The organism is Flavobacterium sp. (genome assembly GCF_041911335.1).
Lineage (GTDB): Bacteria > Bacteroidota > Bacteroidia > Flavobacteriales > Flavobacteriaceae > Flavobacterium.
Window position 1 is genome coordinate 13,429 of record NZ_JAYRPD010000061.1, and the last position, 23,123, is coordinate 36,551.

A 23,123-nucleotide genomic window follows, 5' to 3' on the forward strand; every position below is an offset into this window, starting at 1 on the left:
TAATTAATACGGGATTTTTGATTTATTTTGAGTTTAAAACCTCCAACAAAATCTTACCATCAGAACTATTTGGCATGGTAATTTTTAACATTTGGGTAACCGTTGGAGCAATTTGTGTGATTTCTTTTCTATCGTGAGTTTGTCCTTTTTTAATGTTCCAACCGAAGAAAATTAAGGGAACATGTGTATCATAAGAATAAGGCGAACCATGAGTAGTTCCGGTTGAAGAATATTCTACATAACCTGGTTTAAAAATCATGATTAGTTCACCGTTTTGTGTTGGGTCATACCCTTTTGTGATGAAGTCTAAATAAAAATCACTTGGATTTCCGTTGGTGATTTCTTCTTCGGTGTAAACACGCTTGATATAGTCCTGTTTGTGTAAATAATCTTTGAAGGTTTGTTTTACTTCTTGTAAATTCAAGCCTTTTGCTTTTACTTTTGTTTTATCGAAAAACAAGTTGTAATTCGAATAATCCAATACTAAGTTTTCTCCAAAAGTTGTTTCCGAAAACTCTTTTAATTCTTTCTGGATGTTTTTGTAATTGATGTTATCAACTTTGTATTTATTGTCTTTCAAGTACGTTACATTTTCCGCTCCAGCGTGATCGGCAGTTAAGAAAACCAAGTAATTTCCTTTACCAACAGTTTTATCTAAGTAAGCTAAGAAATCAGCAATAGTTTCGTCTAAACGTAAATAAGTGTCTTGTAATTCAATAGAACGCGGACCTAAAACGTGTCCGATGTAATCAGTTGAAGAGAAACTAACGGCTAAGAAATCGGTGATATTGTCTTTTCCTAAATTTTCGTTTTCGATCGCTTTTTTAGCAAAATCGGCTAATAAATTATTTCCATAAGGCGTTGAACGTAGAATTCCAGCATCGTTTGCATCATACATATCTTGAAGATTGTATGGCATAAATGGTGCTTTTTTATACAACTTCCCTTCGTATGGATTGTTATCAGTTAAGCTTTCGTTATAGGTTTCTTTTGGTTTTAGCAGATCCCAACCTTTATTTACATATTTCAAATAATTTTTCTCAGCATTGAATTGCGTTGCCCAATCTGGAAGTTTTTCTCCATAATACGAACTTGAAATAAACGCTCCAGTTTTGCTGTACCAAAAAGCCCAATCCGCAAAATGTCCCGCAGGCAAAATAGCTCCTCTATCTTTAATACTTATTCCGATAACTTTTCCTTTGAAATTGGTTGACAACTTCAATTCGTCAGTAATGGTGGAACTTTGCAAGTTTCTTGGTGACATTTTTCCTTCTTTTTTTGAATCATCACCAATAGTTGAAACCGTTTCGTCATCTGTACAATACACTTCTTTTCCAGTCGCTTTATTGAACCACTCATTACCTACAATTCCATGAACCGCAGGCGTTGTTCCTGTGTAAATTGAAGCGTGTCCAGGAGCCGTGTATGTTGGCATGTAATTATAATGCGTGTTATGAAACGTGTAGCCTTGATTCATTAATCGCTTGAAACCATTTTCGGAAAAGTCGCTTGAAAAGCGATATAAATATTCCATTTTCATTTGGTCAACCACGATTCCTACCACTAATTTAGGTCTTTCTTGTGCTGAAAGTAGCGAAGAAACAAGTAATGCTGATATAGCTAAGGCTTTTTTCATTTTAAAAGAATTTTATACAAAAGTACGTTTTTGATGTCAATGGAATGTTAATAAATAAAAAAATGACTTTCTATTGCATTCAATAAAAAGTCATTTTAATGCTTTCTCAGAAATTATTTTTTGGGTTTAGGTTCCTCTTCCACAACCATGTTATAAGCAATTATCATATCTTGATAGGTGATATACAACTGATTTCTATTTCCTTGTTTTTTTCTAGTGTAAATCGATAAAACACATTCCACACCATTGTTGTCTACACAATCAAAGCTAACCACATCATCATCGCCTTTAGTTTCCTGATTGCCGTATTTGATAATAGAAAACAATTGTATTACTTCAGAATACACCACAATTCTATGGCTTTCCATGTCTAAAAGCACAATCATTTTACTCTTTTCTGGTTTAGACCATTCACCCCAATTTCCTTTTTTGTCTTTATTACTCACCATAAAACTCGATGTTTTAAAGCGATATTTTTGAGCATAAGTCGAAGCCGAAGCTAAAAACAAAATCAGTAGTAAGTATTTTAAAATTTTCATTGTATTAGTATTGAATTAAAAATCAAAGGTAACAACCTCTTGTTTAGCAGCGTTAAATTCGGTCATGATGTTTTCAACAATTGTTTGAACAGGTAAAATATCATGAATTAATCCGGCAATCTGACCAATTTCTAATTCACCTTCCACTAAATCGCCTTCAAACATTCCTCTTTTTGCTCTTCTTTTTCCTAATAAATTCTCCAAATCTTCTTTAGATGGACATTTAGTGTACAATTCCTGAACATCGTTATAGAATTTATTTTTGATTAGTCGAACAGGAGCCAATTCTTTTAATGTTAATTGCGTGTCACCTTCTCCTGTTTCTACAATTGTTCGTTTGAATTCATCATGAGCAGAACTTTCGGTTGAAGCAGCAAAACGACTTCCCATTTGAACACCATCAGCACCTAAAGTCATAGCAGCTAACATTCCTCTTCCAGTTGCAATTCCTCCTGCAGCAATTAATGGAATGGAAATTTGTTCGCGCACCATTGGAATTAAGGTTAACGTTGTCGTTTCCTCTCTTCCATTGTGTCCGCCGGCTTCGAAACCTTCTGCAACCACAGCATCTACTCCTGCTTCTTGTGCTTTTAGTGCGAATTTAGAACTACTTACAACATGTACAACTGTCATGCCATTTTCTTTTAAAAACGGGGTCCAAGTTTTTGGATTTCCTGCCGAAGTAAAAACGATTTTCACACCTTCTTCTTTTAGAATTTGCATGATTTCTTCAATGTTAGGATATAACATTGGAACATTAACTCCAAAAGGTTTATCAGTTGCTTTTTTACATTTTTGGATGTGTTCTCTTAACACTTCTGGATACATTGATCCTGCTCCAATTAATCCTAAACCACCAGCGTTACTTACGGCACTTGCTAATTTGTAACCGCTGTTCCAAATCATTCCGCCTTGGATGATGGGATATTTTATATTGAAGAGTTGGGTAATTTTATTCATTATAATTTTAATAATTTTCCTTGAGTTGTTTTATTTTCTATTTTTAATTGGTAAAAATACAAACCTGATGCCAAATTTTCTAAATTAACGGATGCATTTGTTTCAAAAATCTCAAAAGATCCTACTTGTTGTCCGATACTATTAAATAAAATAAGATTTCCAGAAAAATTTGTATCTGAAAAAACAATAGTTACTTTATCTTGAACTGGATTTGGATACAATAATACAATATCATTTTCGAAATTGTTTGCTGATAAAGCATTGGTTAAAGCCAATTGAAAATCAGGTACACCATATCCTTTATAAATGGTTGGATTGGCATAAATATCAGCCGATTCTTTTATAAATTGAACGATTTGAGCATTTGTCATATTTGGAACAGCTGACCAAAAGGTAGTCACCATTCCTGCTAAAATGGGGCTTGAAAAAGATGTTCCGTTAGCATTTACAATACTTCCTGATGAATTACTAACAGTTGCAGCGTAACCTTTTGCACAAACATCGGGTTTTACTCTTCCATCAAAAGATGGTCCGATAGAACTAAAAGAAACATAATTTTCAGATGCATCTACGGCTCCTACAGTTAGAGTAGTAATGGCATCTGCAGGTGTTGCGATATGCGGATTGGCTGAATTTCCGGAATTTCCAGCGCTTGTTACACAAATCATTCCTTTTGAAAAAGCCATATTTGCTCCTCTTGCAGCAAAAGTTTTCAATCCGTTCATATCAGAATAAGAATAACTATAGCTAATATTATCGTATGTAAAATAACCTAATGAGGAATTGATAACATCAACTCCTAAACTATCGGCCATTTCTGCTGCTTCTACCCAATACGATTCCTCTACTGGATTTTCAGAATTTGCATCTTCAGTTATGAATAAGTAATATTGCGCATCTGGAGCAGTACCTACTAATTGATTATCAACATATCCCGCCATGCAAGACAATACTGATGTTCCATGAGAATTTCTTGTATAAATAGAGGTATTTCTGTCTGGAAAATTATAACCTCCTAAAATTAAATTATTATCACGTAATCTTTGGAATGGACTTGCAGAATTTACTCCAGGAAAACCTGCATCCATAATAGCTACCATCTTACCTTGACCCGTATAATTTTGTTGGTGCAAAAAATGACCATTTAACATTTGAATTTGATTCGATGAACCTCCGTAGTTAAAATCGGTTAAAACTTCTAATTGTTTGTTTACGGGTTGTAGTACTGTAGTTTTTTGAATCGTAATAGAATGTCTAGAATTCAAACTAGCATTAGCAAACTGAATATGATTTACAAAAGGCAAATTAGTTAGTAATTGAATATCCGCTTGAGTTCCTCTAACATGAAGTGCATTTAACCATTTTGATTTAGCCATAACTGTAATTCCAGTTGAAGCAGTAACTTGGTCTATATACGTTTGAGCAATGGGAACATCCGTATTATCTAATGCAATACCTTGAGCAGTTCTTCTATCTAATGCTCTTTGAGATAACATTTGTAAAGGATTCGCTAAATAATAAGCGGCATCAGGTTTATCATTAAAATACACCCAAGCGTCTTCTTGAGAAAAGCCAAAATTAAAAACCAATAATGTAAAAAGTAGTAGTTTCTTCATATAACATGGGTTTATTAAATCAAATTTACTCATTTTTATTGAAGAAACTACAATTGTTTTATGCAATAACTCCGCTTCCTAAAACTTCATCGTCATGATGCCAAGCCACGAATTGTCCTTCTGTTATAGCTGATTGTGGATTTTCAAACACTACATACATGCCCTCTTTGAATTGATGTAAAGTTGCTTTTTGCAAAGGTTGGCGGTAACGAATTCTTGCCATTACTTCCAATTTTTCACCCTCTTTCAAAGCTAAATCTTCTCTTATCCAGTGAATTTCATCATTTGCAATAAACAATGCTTTTTTGAATAATCCAGGATGTTGATTGCCTTGTCCAGTATACACGATATTCTTTTCTACATCGGTTTCAATAATGAAAAGTGGTTCTTTTGTTCCTCCAACATTTAAACCTTTACGTTGTCCTTTTGTAAAATAATGAGCACCTTGATGTTTGCCCATTACTTTTCCAGGCACTTTTAAATAATCAATTCTTCTTGCTTCAAAAGCAAAAGCTTCTTCTTCTGAATTGAATTGTGGTTTTTCTTGATGATAAATTTCGGCTTCTGCTGGAATTTCAATAATTACACCTTCTTTTGGTTGTAATTTTTGTTGTAAAAATTCAGGTAAGCGCACTTTTCCGATGAAACAAAGTCCTTGCGAATCTTTCTTTTCGGCTGTAATTAAATCTAATTTGGATGCTATTTCACGAACTTCTGGTTTGGTTAATTCACCAATTGGGAATAAGGCTTTCGAAAGTTGCTCTTGAGATAATTGACATAAAAAATACGATTGATCTTTATTGCCATCTTTTCCTGCTAACAATTGAAAAACTTCTTTTCCCTCTTTTTCAATAGTACCTTTTCTGCAATAATGTCCGGTTGCTACATAATCAGCTCCTAAAGACATGGCGATTTTCATGAAAACATCGAATTTGATTTCACGGTTACACAATACGTCTGGATTTGGAGTTCTTCCTTTTTCGTATTCATTGAACATATAATCAACGATTTTCTCTTTGTATTGTTCTGATAAATCTACCGTTTGAAAAGGAATTCCAAGTTTTTCAGCAACTAATAAAGCATCATTACTATCTTCTAACCATGGACATTCATTTGAAATCGTAACGGAATCATCATGCCAATTCTTCATGAATAGCCCAATAACTTCGTATCCTTGCTCTTTTAATAAATAAGCGGCAACACTCGAGTCTACTCCACCCGAAAGTCCTACTACTACTCTTTTCATTTATTCTTGTCCTCCTTTTTCTTCTTTTAACTGTTCTAATGTTTTTGATGCTTCTTTAGCATTTCTTTGCTCATATTTAATCAATTCTTGACTAAATTTTGCTGCTTTAACTTGTTTAATTACTTTGTTTTTTTCGAAAAACTTCCAAGTTCCCACACGTTTTCCGTTTACATAGTTCCCTTCATACATTTTATTGCCTAATCCATCATAGTAAGAAGCAACTCCATCATATTGACCATTTTTATAAATATGAGAATCTATTAATTGTCCTTTTTCTGAAAATGTTTTAGAAGTTCCAACTTTAGTACCTAATTTGTAATTGGTTTCTTCAGCAATAGTTCCATCTTTATAAAATACTTTTCTAATACCATTAAGTTTACCATTTTTGTAAAATTCTATCGACATTAATTGTTTCGATTCAAAATGATAATATTTCCATTCTCCTTCTGGCAATTTATTCACTAATCTACCTTCACTTACTTTATTTCCTTTCTGATCATAAAAAATTGCAAAACAAGAACCATCTCCTTTTGAAAAATCTCTTGTAGCTATAACTGAAGCAGCTTTAGTATCATCAAAATATTTGAATACACCTTTTTCTTTTCCATGCTCAAAAGTACCTTCATAACGAATTCGATTGGATTCTTTATGCGTTCCTCTCCATAAACCATGACGATTCCCTTTATCGTCTAATTGATTGATTTTATCTTGTGCATTAGCGATAAAAGCTCCGAAAAGTAAAAACAAGAAAACTATTTTTTTCATTTTATATCTGTTGATTTTCTTTATAACTATTTTGTTGTACAATTATTATTCCAATTGCAAAATTAATCAAATTAAGAAGATAAGCCTTGCAACTTTAATATTGTTTTAAGAACTAAAATTACGCTCCTAATTCAATTGCTCTATTGTTTGCCGAATCTACACCATTAATCACAATTTCCTGAAGCTTAAGTTGATTAAAAATTGACAAAGCAGCTTCAGTTGTTCCGCCTTTAGAAGCTACTCGTTGAATCCAAGCTTCATTTGACAATTTACTTCTGTTTTGTAATTGAACCGAACCAGAGAAAGTTTGGCTAACCAAAAACTCCGCTTCAGATGCTGAAAAACCTAATTTTACAGCCGATTCTATCATGGCTTGCATAAAATAAAATACATAAGCCGGCCCACTTCCAGAAACTGCTGTTGCAGCATTTAACATTTCTTCTCTATCAATATAAATCGATTTTCCAGTTGTGTTAACTAAATTTTGAACAATGAAAAGTTCTTTTCTATCCACCGCATTTGATGCGCAAAAGACAGTCATTCCTTCGCCAATTTGTGTTGGAATATTTGGCATAGAACGTACAATTTTAGCAACACCTAACTCCTTCTGCATTGCTTCAATTGAAATTCCAGCCATAACAGATAAGACAACGTGTTCTGGATTTAGAAACGTTTTTATTTCAGATGCTAATTGCTTGAAATCTTGAGGTTTAACAGCTAAAATCAAAATATCCGATTCGAAGATTTTAGGATTTGGTTCTGTAAAGAAATTCACAGCATCAATTCCAAAGGAATACTTTTCATCCACTGTCATTTTGTTTAAAACTAAAATATCGGAAGCTCCGACAAAGCCCGAACTCATAAAACTGTTAGCATAGGTTTGCCCCATATTACCAAAACCAATAATCGCTATTTTCATTACGTAATTAAAGAAGAAACCCTGTCGTTTAAAGACAGGGTTTGTATTAAGATAAAAATTATTTTTTCTTTTGTTGCGCGGCTTTTTGAGCTTCTGCTTGCTCCATCATTTCACGCATTTTCCTTTGGAATTTAGTTTCCTTCTTCTCTTTTGTTTTATTCTCCTGAATTTGAGCGTGAATTTTATCTTCTTTCACGATGTAGTTTTTAATCACTAACATAATACCGATAGTAATTAAGTTAGAAATGAAATAATACAAACTCAATCCTGATGCGTAATTATTAAAGAAGAACAACATCATTACAGGCGAAATGTAAATCATAATTTTCATGATTTTACCCATATCTGGCATACCTTCTTGAGGTGGTGTGCTCATTGCTTGGTCACCCGTTGTCATTTTCATGTAGAAGAAAATAGCGATAGAAGCCAAAATTGGGAACAAACTCACGTGACTTCCATAAAATGGAATATGGAAAGGCAATTGATAAATACTATCGTAAGAAGATAAGTCATCTGCCCACAAGAATGATTTTTGTCTCAAATCAAACATCGATGGGAAGAATTGGAACAACGCATAGAAAACTGGTAATTGCATCAACGCTGGCAAACATCCTGCCATAGGATTTACTCCTGCTTTTGAATACAACTTCATTGTCTCTTGTTGTTTCTTCATTGGATTATCTTTGAATTTTTCATTCAATTCAGCAATTTCAGGACGTAATACCTTCATTTTTGCTTGTGACAAATATGATTTATACGTTACTGGCGACATCACGATACGAACTAAAATCGTAAATAAAATAATCGCCATTCCGTAACCAATTCCAATGCTAGAAATCAATCCGAAAACTGGAATGAAAATGTAACGGTTAATCCATCCGAAAATTCCCCAACCTAATGGCATGATTTCATCTAAATTTCTTTCATAATCATTTAAAATTTCATATTTAGCTGGACCATAATACCAATTCATATTATAGTTTAAGGCGCCATTTTTAAATTCTAAAGGAACTTGAGCTGTGAAATTTTTAGTGAAAACGGTATCTACTTTTTCATTATCAACTAAATTGTCAGATTTAAATTTAGCTGTTTTGAATTTGGTATCCGTTAATAAAATAGAAGTAAACAAATGTTGTTTGAAAGCAATATAAGAAACGTCATTAGCTTCATCTTCTGAATCTTTTGCAGCGTTTAAATAATCGTCTTTTCCATCTTCATATTCGAAAACCAACTCAGTATAACGATTTTCATACGAAACACTTTTCTCATTTCTGTATGTTTTCATTTGCCATTCTAAATCTAATGGTTTTGAAGTATTGACTACTTTTTCTAAACCTTGAGAACGGATAGCAAAATCTAACATGTATTCGTTAGGCTTTAATACATAACGATATTCTAAAAACTGATCTGGACCTGCTTTTAACTGTAATGTTAAGACTTGATTTTTACCTTCAGTAGTTAACTTAGGTTCAAAATACATGTCTTTTGTGTGCAACGTTCTGTTATCAGTTGTATTTAAAGCAATGTTTAAAGAAGCATTGTTGTTTTTAATAAGTTGAACTGCTTTTTTTGAATTTTTCTCAAATTGATCAAAACCTAATATAGTTGCATCAACGATATATCCACCTTTATTAGAAATTTTAAGCGATAAAACTTCATTTTTAATTTCGGTAACAGCATCTGTTGCTGATGGAAGTGTTGCAGAATATCCAAACGAACCTAATTGTGCTTGTGCTGCAGCATTTTTAGTAGAATCTGCTACTGGAGTTGTGGCAACTGTTGAAGTTACGGTTTTAACTTCTTTGGCTTGTTTTTCAACTTGCTCTTTTTTCTCTTTTTCCTTTAATTCTTCTGGTGTTGGAGCGTTTGAATATAACATCCAAATCAAAATTCCAGAAATCAATACAAATCCGATAATCGAATTAAGGTCTAATTTTTTTTCTTCCATCTACTTATAAGTGTTCAGTGTTCAGTTTTATTGAACAGTTTATTTATTCTTATGTTGCACAGCTGCAGCTACAAAACTCACAAAAAGTGGGTGCGGATTAGCGACTGTACTTTTATATTCAGGATGGTATTGAACGCCGATAAAGAAAGGATGTGTAGGAATTTCAACAATTTCTACCAACTTCGTATCTGGATTTACTCCTGAAGCTACTAATCCTGCTTTCTCTAATTCGTTTAAATACGCACCATTGAATTCATAACGGTGACGGTGGCGCTCCATAATCTCTGTTTTGCCATAGATTTTTTGTGCCAAAGTATTTTCTTTTATGCTACATTTCCATGCGCCCAAACGCATAGTTCCTCCTTTATTTTCAATATTCTTTTGCTCTTCCATTAAATTAATAACCGGATGAGCAGTGCTTTCATTCATTTCGGTTGAATTCGCATCCGCATAACCTAAAACGTTACGTGAATATTCAATTACTGCCATTTGCATTCCCAAACAAATTCCGAAAAACGGAATGTTATTTTCTCTTGCATAACGAACCGTGTCGATTTTTCCTTCAATTCCACGACCGCCAAAACCTGGTGCAACAAGTATACCATCTAAATCTTTCAACTGACTTTCTGCCGAATTGGCATCTAAATACTCAGAATGAATCGAAATGACATTCACTTTTGTCTCATTTGCCGCTCCAGCATGAATAAATGCTTCTAAAATTGATTTGTAAGAATCTTGTAATTCTACATATTTTCCAACTAAACCAATGTTTACTTCATGCTTTGGATTTTTCAATCTGAATAAGAACTCGTTCCAGTTGGTTAAATCTGGTGTATTTTTTTCTGGTAAATCTAATTTCTTCAACGCTACTCTATCCAATCCTTCTTCCAACATTAAATTTGGAACTTCATAAATAGTCGACGCATCAATAGATTGAATTACCGCTTCTTTTTTCACATTACAGAACAACGCTAATTTCTGACGTAAATCTTGCGACAATTCATGTTCGGTACGACACACTAAGATATCGGCTTTGATTCCGCTTTCCATTAAGGTTTTTACTGAATGTTGGGTTGGTTTCGTTTTCAATTCTCCGGCAGCAGCCAAAAAAGGCACTAACGTTAAATGAACAACGATTCCATTATTTTCACCTAATTCCCAAATCAATTGTCTAACTGACTCGATGTAAGGTAATGATTCAATATCTCCAACAGTTCCACCAATCTCCGTAATCACAATGTCATAATCACCCGATTTTCCTAGTAACTGCATGCGTTCCTTGATTTCGTTTGTGATATGAGGCACCACTTGAACCGTTTTTCCTAAAAATTCTCCTCTACGCTCTTTTTCAATAACCGAAAGATATACTCTTCCTGTAGTTACGTTGTTCGCTTGAGAGGTAGGAACGTTTAAAAAACGCTCATAATGACCTAAATCCAAATCCGTTTCAGCTCCATCGTCTGTTACATAACATTCTCCGTGTTCGTATGGATTTAATGTTCCTGGATCCACGTTGATGTAAGGGTCAAACTTTTGAATGGTCGTTCGGTATCCTCTGGCTTGCAATAATTTAGCTAACGAAGCTGCGATAATTCCTTTTCCTAAAGAAGAAGTCACACCTCCGGTAACAAAAATGTACTTAGTTTGGTTCATTGTGTTGTTGTTGTGTTGTTGTTGCGATAAATATCTTTTATCTGTAATAAAATCGTGCAAAGATAATACTAATTAGTCAATGTGCCAATTAGTCGATGTATCAATTTTGTAATTAAATTGTAAACAATATTCTATTCAATAATTAAAAGACAAAATATATTGTAATACGAAATTTTATAGCCACGGATTACAAAGATTAGCACAGATTAATCAGTGAAAATTCTTTAATCTGTGGCAAAAATATTTTATTTTTTTGGAAAGTTTCTGCGGATGTTTCGAACCAGTTCTTCTAAGCCGTTTAGCTTGAGTTCGTGTACCAATTTTAATTGTTCGCCTAATTGTCCTTTTGGGAAACCTTTATTGGCATACCAAACCACATAATACTCCGGAAGATCTATTAAGTAATAGCCTTCGTATTTGCCAAATGGCATTTTAGTATGTGCGAGTTTGATGAGGAGTTCGTGGTTAGTCATTTTTTAGAGGATAGAAAAAAGAGAAAAGAAAAAAGACTTTTTAAAATGGTCTACTTTCTTTTCTCTTTATCTTTATTCTTTTATCTATTTACTTCCAATTAAAAACAATCTCCTTTTTAATCTCAGGATGCAAACTATAAAAAACAGGACAAGTCATGGCTGTTCTTTCCAAAATAGTTTTTGTTTTTTCGTCAGGATTGATGGAGAAATTAAAGGTTACGTGAATTTCTGTGATTCTTCTTGGTTCGGTTCCCATGATTTTGGTTACTTCTGCGGTGGAACCTGAAAAATCTACTTCTAAATCTCGTGCTTTGATACCCATAACGGTGAAAATGCAACTTGCTAATCCATTGGCAACAGTGTCGGTTGGTGAGAATGCTTCTCCTTTTCCGTTGTTATCTAGTGGTGCATCCGAAATAATTTCAGAACCCGATTGTAAATGTATCGAAGAGGTGCGTAAATCACCTAAGTAGGTCACTTTTGAAGTTGCCATTATTGTGCTTGTTTAATCGTTAAATCACTGTCGTAATACAATAAATACGTCGCGTTGTTTGAAATTAATCCGTTACTCGAATTATAATCAAATGCGTTTTCAATGTATTCTGTTTTGGTTGTTGCTGAAGATTTTACAAAACCTTCTGGTTGGCAAATACGCAACATCGCATCAAACGTAACATCAAAACCTTTTTTAGCTGCAGCGTTTGGATAAATATTGTTGATTTTTTTGAATTGTTTCTCAAAAATCTTCTCTTCTGGAGTTGAAGCTACTTTAGTTGCCGATGGAAATAACAATTTTAAATCAGTTAAATTTTTCATTGGAATTTCCTCAAAATTCAACGCATCATACAATTCGAAAACCGCCAATTGAATATCGTATTCTTTTTGTAATCCTTTTAAAATATTAGTAATACTAATAATTGTACTTGCTTTTTCAATTTCCATTAAAACGAAATTCTTTTGTCCTTTAACCAATTGCGTTTTCAAAAGTGCCACATCTAAAGCGCCTTTATCATTAAACAAAGCATGTTTAACTTCAGGGTGATTCGCTGTTATAAAATCTTTCGAAGTCGTTTTTTTAGCACTAATAATCGCAACCACATTTCCGTTTTTCGATTTGAAATAATCAAACATTGAAGCACGTAAAAGATCTTCAGAAGGAACAGTGTAGTATAAATTTGACAATGGCAATCCACGTTCTTTTGAAAGGGGAGAAATTACTGGAGTATTATATTTTGTTAGTAATTGTGCCGTTGTTTCAACTACTGAATTTTGGAAAGGTCCCACAACTGCATCTACATTTTCAAAATCATTTTTTGAAATAATAGAAGCCACATTTGATGAATATTTAGTGCTTTCCACATCGTAAACCTTAACATTTACTGGCAAACCTAACACTTTAGCCGAATCAATCGCCATAAGTGCTCCAGCGTAAAAATCTAAAGTAAGATTTAAGAATTTATTCGTTTTTAATTGTTCTGTCTTGGTTTTAACCGAATCTGTTTCAATTTTATTAATGTTAAACGGTAATAACAATACTAAGTTTTTTTGTTTTGATTTATCTACAGTAGCCAATAAATTCACTTTGTTTTTAGCTACTAAAACTGAATCTTTTACTTTCGAAATCACAGTTCCGTTTGAAGGAACTTTTAAAATCATTCCTATTTTTAAGCCATCTTGTAAATCTGGATTTAACGTGATTAATTCACCTTGAGCAATATTAAACTTTTTAGAAAGACTGTAAAGCGTTTCTTTTGGTTGCACTTCATAATTAACTAAGGTTACATTCGAAGGCTTTTTAATTTGAACTCCTGGTTTTAAAATTAAGGTTTGTCCAATATTTAACCCACTTACAATTTGTGGATTTAGTTGTTCTAATTCGGTAACCGTTAAGCCATATTTGGTTGCAATTCCATATTTTGTTTCTTTTGCTTCTACTAAGTGAGTTGTTACATTTGAAACTGGTTTAGGTTTTGAAACAAAAGGAGTTGAAACTGATTTTAAATCGGCAGCAGATGGTTTTGAAACAAAAATTTCTTGTCCTTTCTTCAAGCCGTTTTGAAGTGTGGCTTTATTCCAAGTTTCTAAATCAGCAACTGAAACATTGTATTTTTTTGCAATTCCAAAAAGGGTTTCTTTTTCGCCTACTACATGTGTAATTGACTTATTAACAGATCCATTTGGAATTAGCAATGTAGTATTTTCTTTAACTCCATTTTTCGCATCTGGATTTAATCGGTAAATATCGAAAGGCGTTACCTCATATTTTTTTGCGATTTGAAAAACGGTTTCTCCTTTAGCTACTACATGCTTAATCTGAGATTGAACTGGCAAAGCGAAAAGAAAAATCAAACTGAAAAGAAAAACAACTCTTTTTATCATAATCTTAATTTAAAAACAATACTAAACAAAAATTTCAATAGCAATTTATATTGTAAAAATAGAATAAAAATAATTGCTATTGAAATTTATATGTTGAATTTGAAAAATTTATTTTATTCCCATTCTATCGTTGCAGGCGGTTTCGAACTGATGTCATACACCACTCGGTTTACACCTCTAACGTTATTTATAATTTCATTAGAAATTTTCATTAAAAACTCATACGGTAAATGTACCCAATCTGCTGTCATTCCATCTGTAGATTCTACTGCGCGTAAGGCAACCACTTTTTCGTAAGTGCGCTCATCACCCATTACTCCAACACTATTTACCGGTAACAATATGGCTCCTGCTTGCCATACTTTATCGTATAATCCGTGTTCTTTTAATCCGTTGATGAAAACCGCATCTACTTCTTGCAAAATAGCTACTTTTTCTGGCGTAATATCACCTAAAATACGAATCGCTAATCCTGGTCCAGGGAAAGGATGACGACCTAATAATTCTTCGTCGATTCCTAAACTTCTACCTACTCTACGAACTTCATCTTTGAATAACATACGCAAAGGTTCTACCACTTGCAATTTCATAAAATCAGGTAATCCACCTACGTTATGATGCGATTTAATTGTTGCCGAAGGTCCGCCAGTGGCTGAAACTGATTCAATAACATCCGGATAAATCGTACCTTGACCTAACCATTTTACATCGGTTAATTGGTGTGCTTCATCATCAAAAACTTCAATGAACGCTTTTCCAATGGCTTTACGTTTTGCTTCTGGATCATCTAACCCAGCTAATGCATCCAAAAAGCGTGCCGAAGCATCCACTCCTTTTACATTTAAGCCCATTCCTTTGTACTGATTTAGTACATTTTGGAACTCATTTTTACGTAATAATCCGTTATTTACGAAAATACAATATAAGTTTTCACCGATTGCTTTATTCAATAAAACTGCTGCTACAGTTGAATCTACACCACCAGAAAGTCCTAAAACTACTTTGTCGTTTCCGATTTTAGCTTTCATTTCGGCAACTACTTCTTCAACGAAAGCATTTGGCGTAAAATTTTGAGGCACTTTTGCAATTTTCACTAAGAAGTTTTCCAACATTTGTTTTCCATCTGTTGAATGATAAACTTCTGGATGAAATTGGATAGCATAAGTCGTTTCGCCTTCGATTTTATAAGCTGCATTTTCAACGTCTTTAGTACTCGCAATCATGACTCCATTTGTCGGAAGTTTTTTGATTGAATCCGAATGACTCATCCAAACTTGACTGTTTTCAGAAACACCTTCTAAAAACACTTCGTTTTCTTTGATGTAAGACAAATTCGCTCTTCCGTATTCTCTAGTGTTTGAAGCGGCTACTTCTCCACCTGAAAAATGCGCTAAATATTGTGCGCCGTAACAAACTGCCAATAAAGGCAATTTTCCTCTGATTTGTGATAAATCTGGATGAAGCGCTTCTTCAGAACGAACTGAGCATGGACTTCCGCCTAAGATTACGGCTTTGTATGATGATAAATCTGCTGGAATTTTATCGAATGGAAAAATCTCGCAGAAAATGTTTAATTCTCTTACTCTTCGGGCAATTAATTGGGTGTATTGCGAACCGAAATCTAAAATTAATACGTTGTGTTGCATTTTATTGTTGTTGTGTTGTAAATTTTAATTTCATTAAAAACAGAAAGACAAGTCATGACTTGTCTCTACAGATTAATATTCAAACGTTCCGTATTCCGATGTAATTGTTAATTTCTTACTATCTGACTTCTCTACTCTTCCAACGATTTGTGCATCGATGTTGAAGGATTTTGAAATTTCGATAATGTCTTGTGCTACTTCTGCTGAAACGTATAATTCCATGCGGTGACCACAATTGAAAACTTGGTACATTTCTTTCCAATCGGTTTTTGATTGTTCTTGAATTAATTGGAACAATGGTGGTACTGGAAATAAATTATCTTTAATCACGTGAACGTTTTCTACGAAGTGAAGCACTTTTGTTTGTGCCCCACCAGAGCAATGAACCATTCCGTGAATTTGATTTGAATTGTATTTTGATAAAATCTTTTTGATAACAGGAGCATACGTTCTCGTTGGAGAAAGCACTAATTTTCCGGCGTCAATTGGACTATTTTCAACTGAATCCGTTAATTTCGTTTGACCTGAATACACTAATTCATTTGGAACTGAAGCATCAAAACTTTCTGGATATTTCTCCGCTAAATATTTCGCAAAAACATCATGACGAGCCGAAGTTAAGCCGTTGCTCCCCATTCCACCATTGTATTCTTTTTCGTAAGTTGCTTGTCCAAAAGAAGCCAATCCTACAATTACATCACCTGCTTGAATATTCGCATTATCAATCACATCCGTACGTTTCATACGAGCTGTAACGGTTGAATCTACTATGATTGTACGAACTAAATCGCCTACATCTGCAGTTTCGCCTCCAGTTGAGTGAATCGTAACTCCGTGATTTTTTAATTCTGTAATTAACTCTTCTGTTCCGTTGATGATGGCTGAAATGACTTCTCCTGGAATTAGATTTTTATTTCTTCCAATGGTTGATGAAAGTAAAATGTTATCCGTTGCTCCAACGCATAATAAATCATCGATATTCATGATTAAGGCATCTTGAGCAATTCCTTTCCAAACCGAAATATCGCCTGTTTCTTTCCAATACATGTAGGCTAAGGAAGATTTTGTTCCTGCGCCATCCGCATGCATAATGATGCAATATTGGTCGTCGTTAGTTAAATAATCGGGGATGATTTTACAAAATGCTTGTGGAAATAAGCCTTTGTCTATGTTTTTGATAGCTTGGTGCACATCTTCTTTAGAAGCCGAAACTCCTCTTAAATTGTAGCGTTTGCTCGTATCAGAACTCATGTATGTAGTGTGTTGTTGTTGTGGCGCAAAGATAGTTCTAAAATTTAGAATTTAGAAGTATGAATTTAGAATTTGTTAAATTTTTATAACATGAACACTTTCAACCAATTCTGATGTATTATTTGGAAACAAAATATTCTCAATTTTAAAAGTTGTAAAACATTCTCCTGCGCTAGACGAAACATCGTAATTGACATCAATTTCATCCATTTGTAAGGTTGTTTCGTTATTTAGTTTAATTATGAACGAATTTCCTGTTGGATTTACAACTGATGGAAATATTTGAATAATATTTGAACTTTCTATAAATTCATACGGAATTGCAACTTCATCTATATCTTGAATGGTAATCTGTTGCGAAGTATACATTTCATTTTCAAATACATTTTCTCCTGAAGTTTCATCAATAATCTCAACAAAGAAAGAAGCTGGAGTAGCTTTTTCACCTTCATTACACTCATCGTTACAACTAACTAATGAAATTGTTAATACTACCAAAAATAAAGTTATTCTGTTTCTCATTATTTTTTACTTAAAATTTCAATTTCTACCCTACGATTTGCTGCGGCTTGCTCAGGCGTTGCTTCTGGAATAGGATAAATCGGTTGCGAAATTCCAAATCCTTTTGTTTTTACTCGATAATCTTGAATACCATTATAAACGAGAAAACGCTTAATTTGTTTTGCTCTATCGGTAGACAAATTTCGGTAATCTTTATCAATACAACAAATATGACCTTGAATTTCGATTATTAGCTCAGGATTATTTTGCATTACAAACAACAAATCATACAAAGTTCCTTGCGATTCAGGCATTGTTGCGAAAGTATTTTGATAAAAAGTGATATTTTTTAAAGTGATTTTTGTTCCAACTTTTGCCAATTTTACTTTTTCAGCTAATGGTGCATCATCTGGAATTATTACTTCTGGTTCGGCTTCTTTTATTCCTAAAACCTCATCTTCTTTATCTAAATCTTTCTCTAATAAATAATGAATAATAGCTTTTCTGTTTTCAGCTTTATTAGTGGAAGTGGCACCTTTTTCGCCAAGAGAAATACTTTTAAAATCGGGTCTGATGTTAACTTTTCCTTTAATTTGATTGAAAATATGACTCACACGTTTTTGAGATAAAGTATCATTATAACCCGAAGTCCCTACTTCGTCTGTAGAACCTGTAATAGAAAGAATTTTTGAAGTTGCATTTTCAACAATCCATTTTTGAAGTTTAGCCGCTTCTGTTTTGTTCAATTCAAACTTATTGTTATCAAAATAAAACACCGCTTGTTCTTGCGCCAATGTCATTTGAAACAATACAAATACTATATAGGAAAAAAAATATTTCATGAAATCATGTTTGTAAAATAGGTCGAAAGACTATGCCAAAAATTAATTCTCTAAGATAAGTATTTCTACTCTACGATTTTCGTTTCTTTCTTTTTCGTTTTTTTCTGGTATTTTGTGAATGGGTTGTGTACTTCCAAAACTTTTATACTGTAATCTACTATCATCAATATCGTTGGCAACCAAATAATTATGAACCGCAATAGCACGAATTAACGCAATATCTTCTGGATCTTCGCCTAATTGACAGCAAATATGACCTTGAATTTCGATTTTTGCTTTCGGATTACTTACCATAAATGCTAAAAGTTCTTCCATAACGGGTAACGATTCGGGTACGAAAATTCCGGAACGGTCATAAAAATAGAGGTTTTTCATCACCAACTTATCTCCTACTTTTGCATTCGTGTACCGATTTGGAATTGCTTCAAGATGCACTAATTCTTCTGGGTCAACGGGTTGTAATTCGGTATCAATTTCATTGATTGGCATTGGATCCTCCGAAATTTTTTGTCCTGTATAAACTACTGGATCGTCGTAAACCAAGGGTTTCTCAACTATTGTTTTGTTTGGAATTACCTTGTAAAAAACGTCAACTCTTCTGTTATAACGTCTTTCTTTTCGGGTTTGAACTCGTTCTCCAAAACCTTTAATTTTTAAATCTTCGCTAAAAAATAGGGATGAATTTGTTTTTGTTTTCAGTTGTTCATGAACCGTATGAATTCGTTTGTAAGCTAAAGTATCGTTATATTCATAGGTTCCGTACCAATCACAATATCCGTTGATTACCAGAATTTCGCGGTTTTCGGCTTTGTTTAACCAAGACATAAACAATTCGTTTTGCTTTGGGTTAAACGTATCTTGATCAAAATCAAAATAAAAACTCGCTTTTTCTTGTGCTGAAAGTAGTAGTCCAAACAGCAGTAATACGTATTTCATTTAGGGTATTTTAATGTAACGAATATAAAAAAATAAAAGTATTAAAAAAACTTATTCAGAAAAAGAACTTTTTATTTTACTTAACAGATTAATTTACAATACATTAAAAAAAATTATTTTAAACTTAATTGGCAATGATTTGAATTTCTACTCTCCTATTTTCGTTTCGCTCGTCTTCATTATTTTCTGGAATGATATGAATTGGTTTCGAACTACCAAAACTTTTATAACTCAAACGGTTTTTATTAATTCCATTATTTATCAGATAATTATATACTGCTAAAGCTCTAACTTTTGCTGTATCTTCTACATCGGTTCCTATTTGACAACAAATATGCCCTTGAATTTCGATTTTTAGATTAGGATTTGCTAACATGATTTTCAATAATTCTTCTAAAATAGGACGCGATTCAGGAACAAAAATTCCGGAACGATTGTAGAAATGTAAATTCTTTAGAATTAATTTATCACCTACTTTTGCTGTTGACACTTGTTGCGATAAATTTTTCTTATCGTCTTTTGGGAGCGTCTTATCTGTTTCTAATTCTTCATAGAAAATCTCTACTTTTCGATTTAGTTTTAAATCTGAGCTTTGTATGAAATTTTCTCCTTTGCTTTCAATTTCAATTTGCTTTTGGTTGGTAACTTTTTCTATAATATGATACACGTAATTAGCTCTGTTGAGTGCTAAAGTATCATTGTAAGCATTAGTTGCTCGGTAATCGCAAAATCCAATTATTTTGAGAAATTTCAAATCTTTATTTTTCAGAAAAACATCTAATCGAGTTAATTCTGGAGGAGTTAACTGATGTGAATCGGTATCAAAATACACCGTAAATTTAGCTTGGGAAAATGCCACTGTAGAAAGCAGAAAAAAGCAAAGAAAAAATCTAAGCATAACTGTTATTTTTAATACAAAACGCATAAAGTAACAAATAAGTATGTAAAATAAAAAATCCCGACTTTCATCGGGATTTATATTTACTAAGAAATTATTTATTTCTCGAACTCTTTCAAAGTATTAATAATAATAGCTACACAATCTCTCAATTGTTCTTCGTTCATAACTAAAGGCGGAGCAAAACGAATGATGTTTCCGTGTGTTGGTTTTGCTAATAAACCGTTTTCTGCTAAACGAACACAAATATTCCAAGCGGTATCGCTTTCTTCAGTATCGTTGATAACAACTGCATTTAGTAATCCTTTTCCTCTTACTAAAGTAGCAATGTTTGAAGTTTCGATAAATTTACCTAATTCCTCACGGAAGATTTTTCCTAATTTTCTAGCGTTTTGAGCCAAGTTTTCTTCAGAAACTACTTCTAAAGCAGCCATAGCAACTGCAGCCGCTACTGGATTTCCTCCGAATGTAGAACCATGTTGTCCTGGTTTGATAACATTCATAATGCTATCATTTGCCAAAACCGCAGAAACTGGATAAGCACCGCCTGATAATGCTTTTCCTAAAATTAAAATATCAGGTTGGGTATACGTTTCTTGTTTTTCACATTTTGCTTCACAAGTACAATTTCCACAAACCGCTAATAACGAACCCGTTCTTGCAATTCCTGTTTGTACTTCGTCAGCAATGAATAAAACGTTATTGGCTTGACAGATTGCTTTAGCTCTTTTTATAAAATCTTCTGATGGCGTATAAACACCAGCTTCACCTTGAATAGGTTCTACTAAAAATCCTGCAATATTTTTTGATGATGCAATTGCTTTTTCTAAAGCATCAATATCGTCATAAGGAATGCTAATAAAACCAGCCGTATATGGCCCGAAGTTTTTACGTGCATTCTCGTCGTTTGAAAACGAAATAATTGTTGTGGTTCTTCCGTGGAAGTTACCATCACAAACTATAATTTGCGCTTCATTTTCATTAATTCCTTTTTGCTCGTAAGCCCATTTTCTACACAATTTCAAAGCCGTTTCTACTGCTTCAGCTCCTGTGTTCATGGGCAATACTTTGTCAAATCCAAAATAGTTGGTTACAAATTGCTCGTAAACTCCTAATTTATCATTGTAAAACGCTCTTGATGTTAAGGTTAATGTTTGCGCTTGTTGCACCATTGCTCCTACAATTTTAGGATGGCAATGACCTTGATTAACAGCAGAATAAGCTGAAAGAAAATCGTAATATTTTTTTCCTTCAACATCCCAAACATAAACTCCTTCTCCTCTACTTAATACTACTGGTAGTGGATGATAATTGTGTGCACCGTGTTTGTCTTCTAATGCAATAGCTTCAGCCGAACTCATTTTTTCTAAAACTGACATAAAATTTTGTTATTGATTGTTACATCGCAATTCCTTCTTAGTGGTGAGAAATCAACCATATAGTTGCCAAAAATACAAAAATCAAGGGAAAGTTCAAAGTTAAATTCAAAAATCAAGGGCAAGTTCAAATTCAAGGGCAAGTTCAAGTACAAAAATCAAGGGCAAATTCAAATTCAAGTTCAAATTCAAGTTCAAAATCAAATTCAAAAATCAAATTCAAGTTCAATTTTCAGAAACTAATCACTATCCAAACATTTCTAACAACGTCGTAACCGTATTCCAATTTCTAATTGTGGCAACAACGTTTAATTTTTTCTCGATATATTTTTGGTCTAATCTTGTTTTTCCGGCTCCTACAGCGTATTTGATGTAGATTCTGCTTTTATCTATTGCTGCTTCATCGCGTTTGAATTGACTTATTTTTAAATCGTTTATGGCACTTCCTTGCAATTCTTTTGAAAGAAAGGCCACATACAATTTCTTAGTATCACACTCTTTTTCTTTTAGATAAGGATTATTCTTAAAACACGCTTCCAAATCTTCTTTACTAATAACTACAACAGGAACTTCCAAACCTAATTCTTTGAAAATTTCTTGTTTGATTTTAAACCCAACACTCGCACCGTGTTCTTCTTCTGAATCTACAAAAACGTTTCCTGACTGGATATAAGTGCGAACATTTTGAAATCCTGCATTTTCTAAAAGCGTTTTCAAAACATCCATTTTAATCATATTGTGACCGGAAACGTTAATTCCGCGAAGTAAAGCTAAGTGGGTTTTCATAGTAATAATTTGGTGCAAAAATAGGAGTTCTATTTCATTCGGTTCAAAATATCGTTCATCATTTCGATTTGCACTTTTTGAATTTCGATTAACTCTTGTTGTTGGTGCATTACCAAATGATCAATTTTATCATCTAACATTCGAATTTCTAGTTCTGATTTTAAATTAATCATGTAATCTTTCTTAGCGCGTTCACGGTCTTTTTCTTCCTGACGGTTTTGGCTCATCATAATGACCGGCGCTTGCAATGCTGCCACACATGATAAAATCAAGTTCAATAAAATGAAGGGATAAGGATCGAATTCTTTGTTCGTAAATATAATTACATTGGAACCAATCCAAATGGAAATGAAAATAAAAAAAGCAATAATAAAGGTCCAACTTCCTCCAAAAGCCGCCACTTTATCCGCTACAATTTGACCATAATTTCGAGTATCAACTTCCTCTTCAACTTTGGCTACAAAAGAAGTATCATCGCCTAAAGATCGAACTACATCTTTTTCTAATTTTGATAACTGACTAATTTCGGTTTGTAAAAATTTAGAGATGTATTTTTCACGATACACATTCAATTCTTGTACAGCAATAGAATCATTCACATCAAAATCGGGAAAATCTTCTAAAATTAGGTTTAAAATGGAAGTTCGAATTGTTTTCCCAGAAACTCTATCATGCTCAGGAAATTCGATATTTGAAATAGCACTTTTAAACGTTGTATTGTTACTCATAATTCAAAAACATTTCTGCTAATTT

The 23,123-nt window shown here is 33.3% G+C and carries 21 protein-coding genes; all 21 read right to left on the reverse strand.

Annotated elements, in window-relative coordinates; all coding sequences use genetic code 11:
• Positions 1-22: 22 nt before the first annotated feature.
• On the reverse strand, positions 23-1,636 hold the full coding sequence (gene pafA, locus ACE3PD_RS10320; RefSeq protein WP_374402161.1) for an alkaline phosphatase PafA: 1,614 nt from the start codon (positions 1,634-1,636) through the stop codon (positions 23-25).
• Positions 1,637-1,749: 113 nt separating this feature from the next.
• Positions 1,750-2,175 (reverse strand): hypothetical protein, encoded by a 426-nt coding sequence (locus tag ACE3PD_RS10325; RefSeq protein ID WP_374402163.1) that lies wholly within the window; start codon positions 2,173-2,175, stop codon positions 1,750-1,752.
• Between the two features lie 15 nt (positions 2,176-2,190).
• Complete coding sequence (locus tag ACE3PD_RS10330; protein WP_374402165.1) at positions 2,191-3,135, reverse strand: NAD(P)H-dependent flavin oxidoreductase; 945 nt, start codon at positions 3,133-3,135, stop codon at positions 2,191-2,193.
• On the reverse strand, positions 3,135-4,751 hold the full coding sequence (locus ACE3PD_RS10335) for a S8 family serine peptidase (RefSeq protein WP_374402167.1): 1,617 nt from the start codon (positions 4,749-4,751) through the stop codon (positions 3,135-3,137). The genes ACE3PD_RS10330 and ACE3PD_RS10335 overlap by 1 nt, the downstream gene beginning before the upstream one ends.
• A gap of 58 nt (positions 4,752-4,809) precedes the next feature.
• On the reverse strand, positions 4,810-5,997 hold the full coding sequence (mnmA, locus tag ACE3PD_RS10340) for a tRNA 2-thiouridine(34) synthase MnmA (protein WP_374402169.1): 1,188 nt from the start codon (positions 5,995-5,997) through the stop codon (positions 4,810-4,812).
• Positions 5,998-6,762 (reverse strand): hypothetical protein, encoded by a 765-nt coding sequence (locus ACE3PD_RS10345; RefSeq protein ID WP_374402171.1) that lies wholly within the window; start codon positions 6,760-6,762, stop codon positions 5,998-6,000. It abuts the gene before it with no gap.
• Positions 6,763-6,880: 118 nt separating this feature from the next.
• The gene (gene proC, locus ACE3PD_RS10350; protein WP_374402173.1) at positions 6,881-7,681 is read right to left on the reverse strand and encodes a pyrroline-5-carboxylate reductase; all 801 of its coding nucleotides are present in this window, start codon (positions 7,679-7,681) and stop codon (positions 6,881-6,883) included.
• Between the two features lie 58 nt (positions 7,682-7,739).
• Complete coding sequence (yidC, locus tag ACE3PD_RS10355) at positions 7,740-9,629, reverse strand: membrane protein insertase YidC (protein WP_374402175.1); 1,890 nt, start codon at positions 9,627-9,629, stop codon at positions 7,740-7,742.
• Positions 9,630-9,668: 39 nt separating this feature from the next.
• On the reverse strand, positions 9,669-11,282 hold the full coding sequence (locus ACE3PD_RS10360; protein WP_374402177.1) for a CTP synthase: 1,614 nt from the start codon (positions 11,280-11,282) through the stop codon (positions 9,669-9,671).
• A gap of 245 nt (positions 11,283-11,527) precedes the next feature.
• Positions 11,528-11,755 (reverse strand): DUF3820 family protein, encoded by a 228-nt coding sequence (locus ACE3PD_RS10365; protein ID WP_291108712.1) that lies wholly within the window; start codon positions 11,753-11,755, stop codon positions 11,528-11,530.
• Positions 11,756-11,843: 88 nt separating this feature from the next.
• Positions 11,844-12,248 (reverse strand): OsmC family protein, encoded by a 405-nt coding sequence (locus ACE3PD_RS10370; protein ID WP_374402179.1) that lies wholly within the window; start codon positions 12,246-12,248, stop codon positions 11,844-11,846.
• Positions 12,248-14,134: a LysM peptidoglycan-binding domain-containing protein gene (locus ACE3PD_RS10375; RefSeq protein ID WP_374402181.1), complete on the reverse strand. Its 1,887-nt coding sequence runs from the start codon at positions 14,132-14,134 to the stop codon at positions 12,248-12,250. Before ACE3PD_RS10375 ends, ACE3PD_RS10370 begins: the two co-directional genes overlap by 1 nt.
• 113 nt (positions 14,135-14,247) lie before the next feature.
• Complete coding sequence (gene guaA, locus ACE3PD_RS10380; protein ID WP_374402183.1) at positions 14,248-15,780, reverse strand: glutamine-hydrolyzing GMP synthase; 1,533 nt, start codon at positions 15,778-15,780, stop codon at positions 14,248-14,250.
• A 72-nt stretch (positions 15,781-15,852) separates the two neighbouring features.
• Entirely contained in the window at positions 15,853-17,031 is a 1,179-nt protein-coding gene (locus tag ACE3PD_RS10385; protein ID WP_374402185.1) for an AIR synthase related protein, read from the reverse strand.
• 75 nt (positions 17,032-17,106) lie between these two features.
• Entirely contained in the window at positions 17,107-17,553 is a 447-nt protein-coding gene (locus tag ACE3PD_RS10390) for a hypothetical protein (RefSeq protein ID WP_374402187.1), read from the reverse strand.
• On the reverse strand, positions 17,553-18,374 hold the full coding sequence (locus ACE3PD_RS10395; protein WP_374402189.1) for an OmpA family protein: 822 nt from the start codon (positions 18,372-18,374) through the stop codon (positions 17,553-17,555). Before ACE3PD_RS10395 ends, ACE3PD_RS10390 begins: the two co-directional genes overlap by 1 nt.
• Before the next feature lie 42 nt (positions 18,375-18,416).
• Positions 18,417-19,310 (reverse strand): OmpA family protein, encoded by an 894-nt coding sequence (locus ACE3PD_RS10400; RefSeq protein WP_374402191.1) that lies wholly within the window; start codon positions 19,308-19,310, stop codon positions 18,417-18,419.
• Between the two features lie 124 nt (positions 19,311-19,434).
• Positions 19,435-20,208 (reverse strand): OmpA family protein, encoded by a 774-nt coding sequence (locus ACE3PD_RS10405; RefSeq protein ID WP_374402193.1) that lies wholly within the window; start codon positions 20,206-20,208, stop codon positions 19,435-19,437.
• A gap of 98 nt (positions 20,209-20,306) precedes the next feature.
• The gene (rocD, locus tag ACE3PD_RS10410) at positions 20,307-21,587 is read right to left on the reverse strand and encodes an ornithine--oxo-acid transaminase (protein WP_374402195.1); all 1,281 of its coding nucleotides are present in this window, start codon (positions 21,585-21,587) and stop codon (positions 20,307-20,309) included.
• Between the two features lie 243 nt (positions 21,588-21,830).
• A complete protein-coding gene (locus tag ACE3PD_RS10415; RefSeq protein ID WP_374402197.1) occupies positions 21,831-22,370 on the reverse strand; it encodes a DUF1697 domain-containing protein in 540 nt (179 codons plus the stop codon).
• 29 nt (positions 22,371-22,399) lie between these two features.
• The gene (locus tag ACE3PD_RS10420) at positions 22,400-23,098 is read right to left on the reverse strand and encodes a DUF1003 domain-containing protein (protein ID WP_374402200.1); all 699 of its coding nucleotides are present in this window, start codon (positions 23,096-23,098) and stop codon (positions 22,400-22,402) included.
• Positions 23,099-23,123: the final 25 nt, after the last annotated feature.

Excerpts from the sequence above, each read along its gene's own strand:
- ACE3PD_RS10400 (WP_374402191.1), bottom strand. The coding sequence starts at position 19,310 with ATGAAATACGTATTACTGCTGTTTGGACTACTACTTTCAGCACAAGAA.
- ACE3PD_RS10405 (WP_374402193.1), bottom strand. The coding sequence starts at position 20,208 with ATGCTTAGATTTTTTCTTTGCTTTTTTCTGCTTTCTACAGTGGCATTT.
- mnmA (WP_374402169.1), bottom strand. The coding sequence starts at position 5,997 with ATGAAAAGAGTAGTAGTAGGACTTTCGGGTGGAGTAGACTCGAGTGTT.
- ACE3PD_RS10390 (WP_374402187.1), bottom strand. The coding sequence starts at position 17,553 with ATGAGAAACAGAATAACTTTATTTTTGGTAGTATTAACAATTTCATTA.
- guaA (WP_374402183.1), bottom strand. The coding sequence starts at position 15,780 with ATGCAACACAACGTATTAATTTTAGATTTCGGTTCGCAATACACCCAA.
- ACE3PD_RS10345 (WP_374402171.1), bottom strand. The coding sequence starts at position 6,762 with ATGAAAAAAATAGTTTTCTTGTTTTTACTTTTCGGAGCTTTTATCGCT.
- rocD (WP_374402195.1), bottom strand. The coding sequence starts at position 21,587 with ATGTCAGTTTTAGAAAAAATGAGTTCGGCTGAAGCTATTGCATTAGAA.
- ACE3PD_RS10365 (WP_291108712.1), bottom strand. The coding sequence starts at position 11,755 with ATGACTAACCACGAACTCCTCATCAAACTCGCACATACTAAAATGCCA.
- ACE3PD_RS10325 (WP_374402163.1), bottom strand. The coding sequence starts at position 2,175 with ATGAAAATTTTAAAATACTTACTACTGATTTTGTTTTTAGCTTCGGCT.
- yidC (WP_374402175.1), bottom strand. The coding sequence starts at position 9,629 with ATGGAAGAAAAAAAATTAGACCTTAATTCGATTATCGGATTTGTATTG.
- pafA (WP_374402161.1), bottom strand. The coding sequence starts at position 1,636 with ATGAAAAAAGCCTTAGCTATATCAGCATTACTTGTTTCTTCGCTACTT.
- ACE3PD_RS10375 (WP_374402181.1), bottom strand. The coding sequence starts at position 14,134 with ATGATAAAAAGAGTTGTTTTTCTTTTCAGTTTGATTTTTCTTTTCGCT.
- ACE3PD_RS10370 (WP_374402179.1), bottom strand. The coding sequence starts at position 12,248 with ATGGCAACTTCAAAAGTGACCTACTTAGGTGATTTACGCACCTCTTCG.
- ACE3PD_RS10335 (WP_374402167.1), bottom strand. The coding sequence starts at position 4,751 with ATGAAGAAACTACTACTTTTTACATTATTGGTTTTTAATTTTGGCTTT.
- ACE3PD_RS10360 (WP_374402177.1), bottom strand. The coding sequence starts at position 11,282 with ATGAACCAAACTAAGTACATTTTTGTTACCGGAGGTGTGACTTCTTCT.
- proC (WP_374402173.1), bottom strand. The coding sequence starts at position 7,681 with ATGAAAATAGCGATTATTGGTTTTGGTAATATGGGGCAAACCTATGCT.
- ACE3PD_RS10395 (WP_374402189.1), bottom strand. The coding sequence starts at position 18,374 with ATGAAATATTTTTTTTCCTATATAGTATTTGTATTGTTTCAAATGACA.
- ACE3PD_RS10420 (WP_374402200.1), bottom strand. The coding sequence starts at position 23,098 with ATGAGTAACAATACAACGTTTAAAAGTGCTATTTCAAATATCGAATTT.
- ACE3PD_RS10415 (WP_374402197.1), bottom strand. The coding sequence starts at position 22,370 with ATGAAAACCCACTTAGCTTTACTTCGCGGAATTAACGTTTCCGGTCAC.
- ACE3PD_RS10385 (WP_374402185.1), bottom strand. The coding sequence starts at position 17,031 with ATGAGTTCTGATACGAGCAAACGCTACAATTTAAGAGGAGTTTCGGCT.
- ACE3PD_RS10330 (WP_374402165.1), bottom strand. The coding sequence starts at position 3,135 with ATGAATAAAATTACCCAACTCTTCAATATAAAATATCCCATCATCCAA.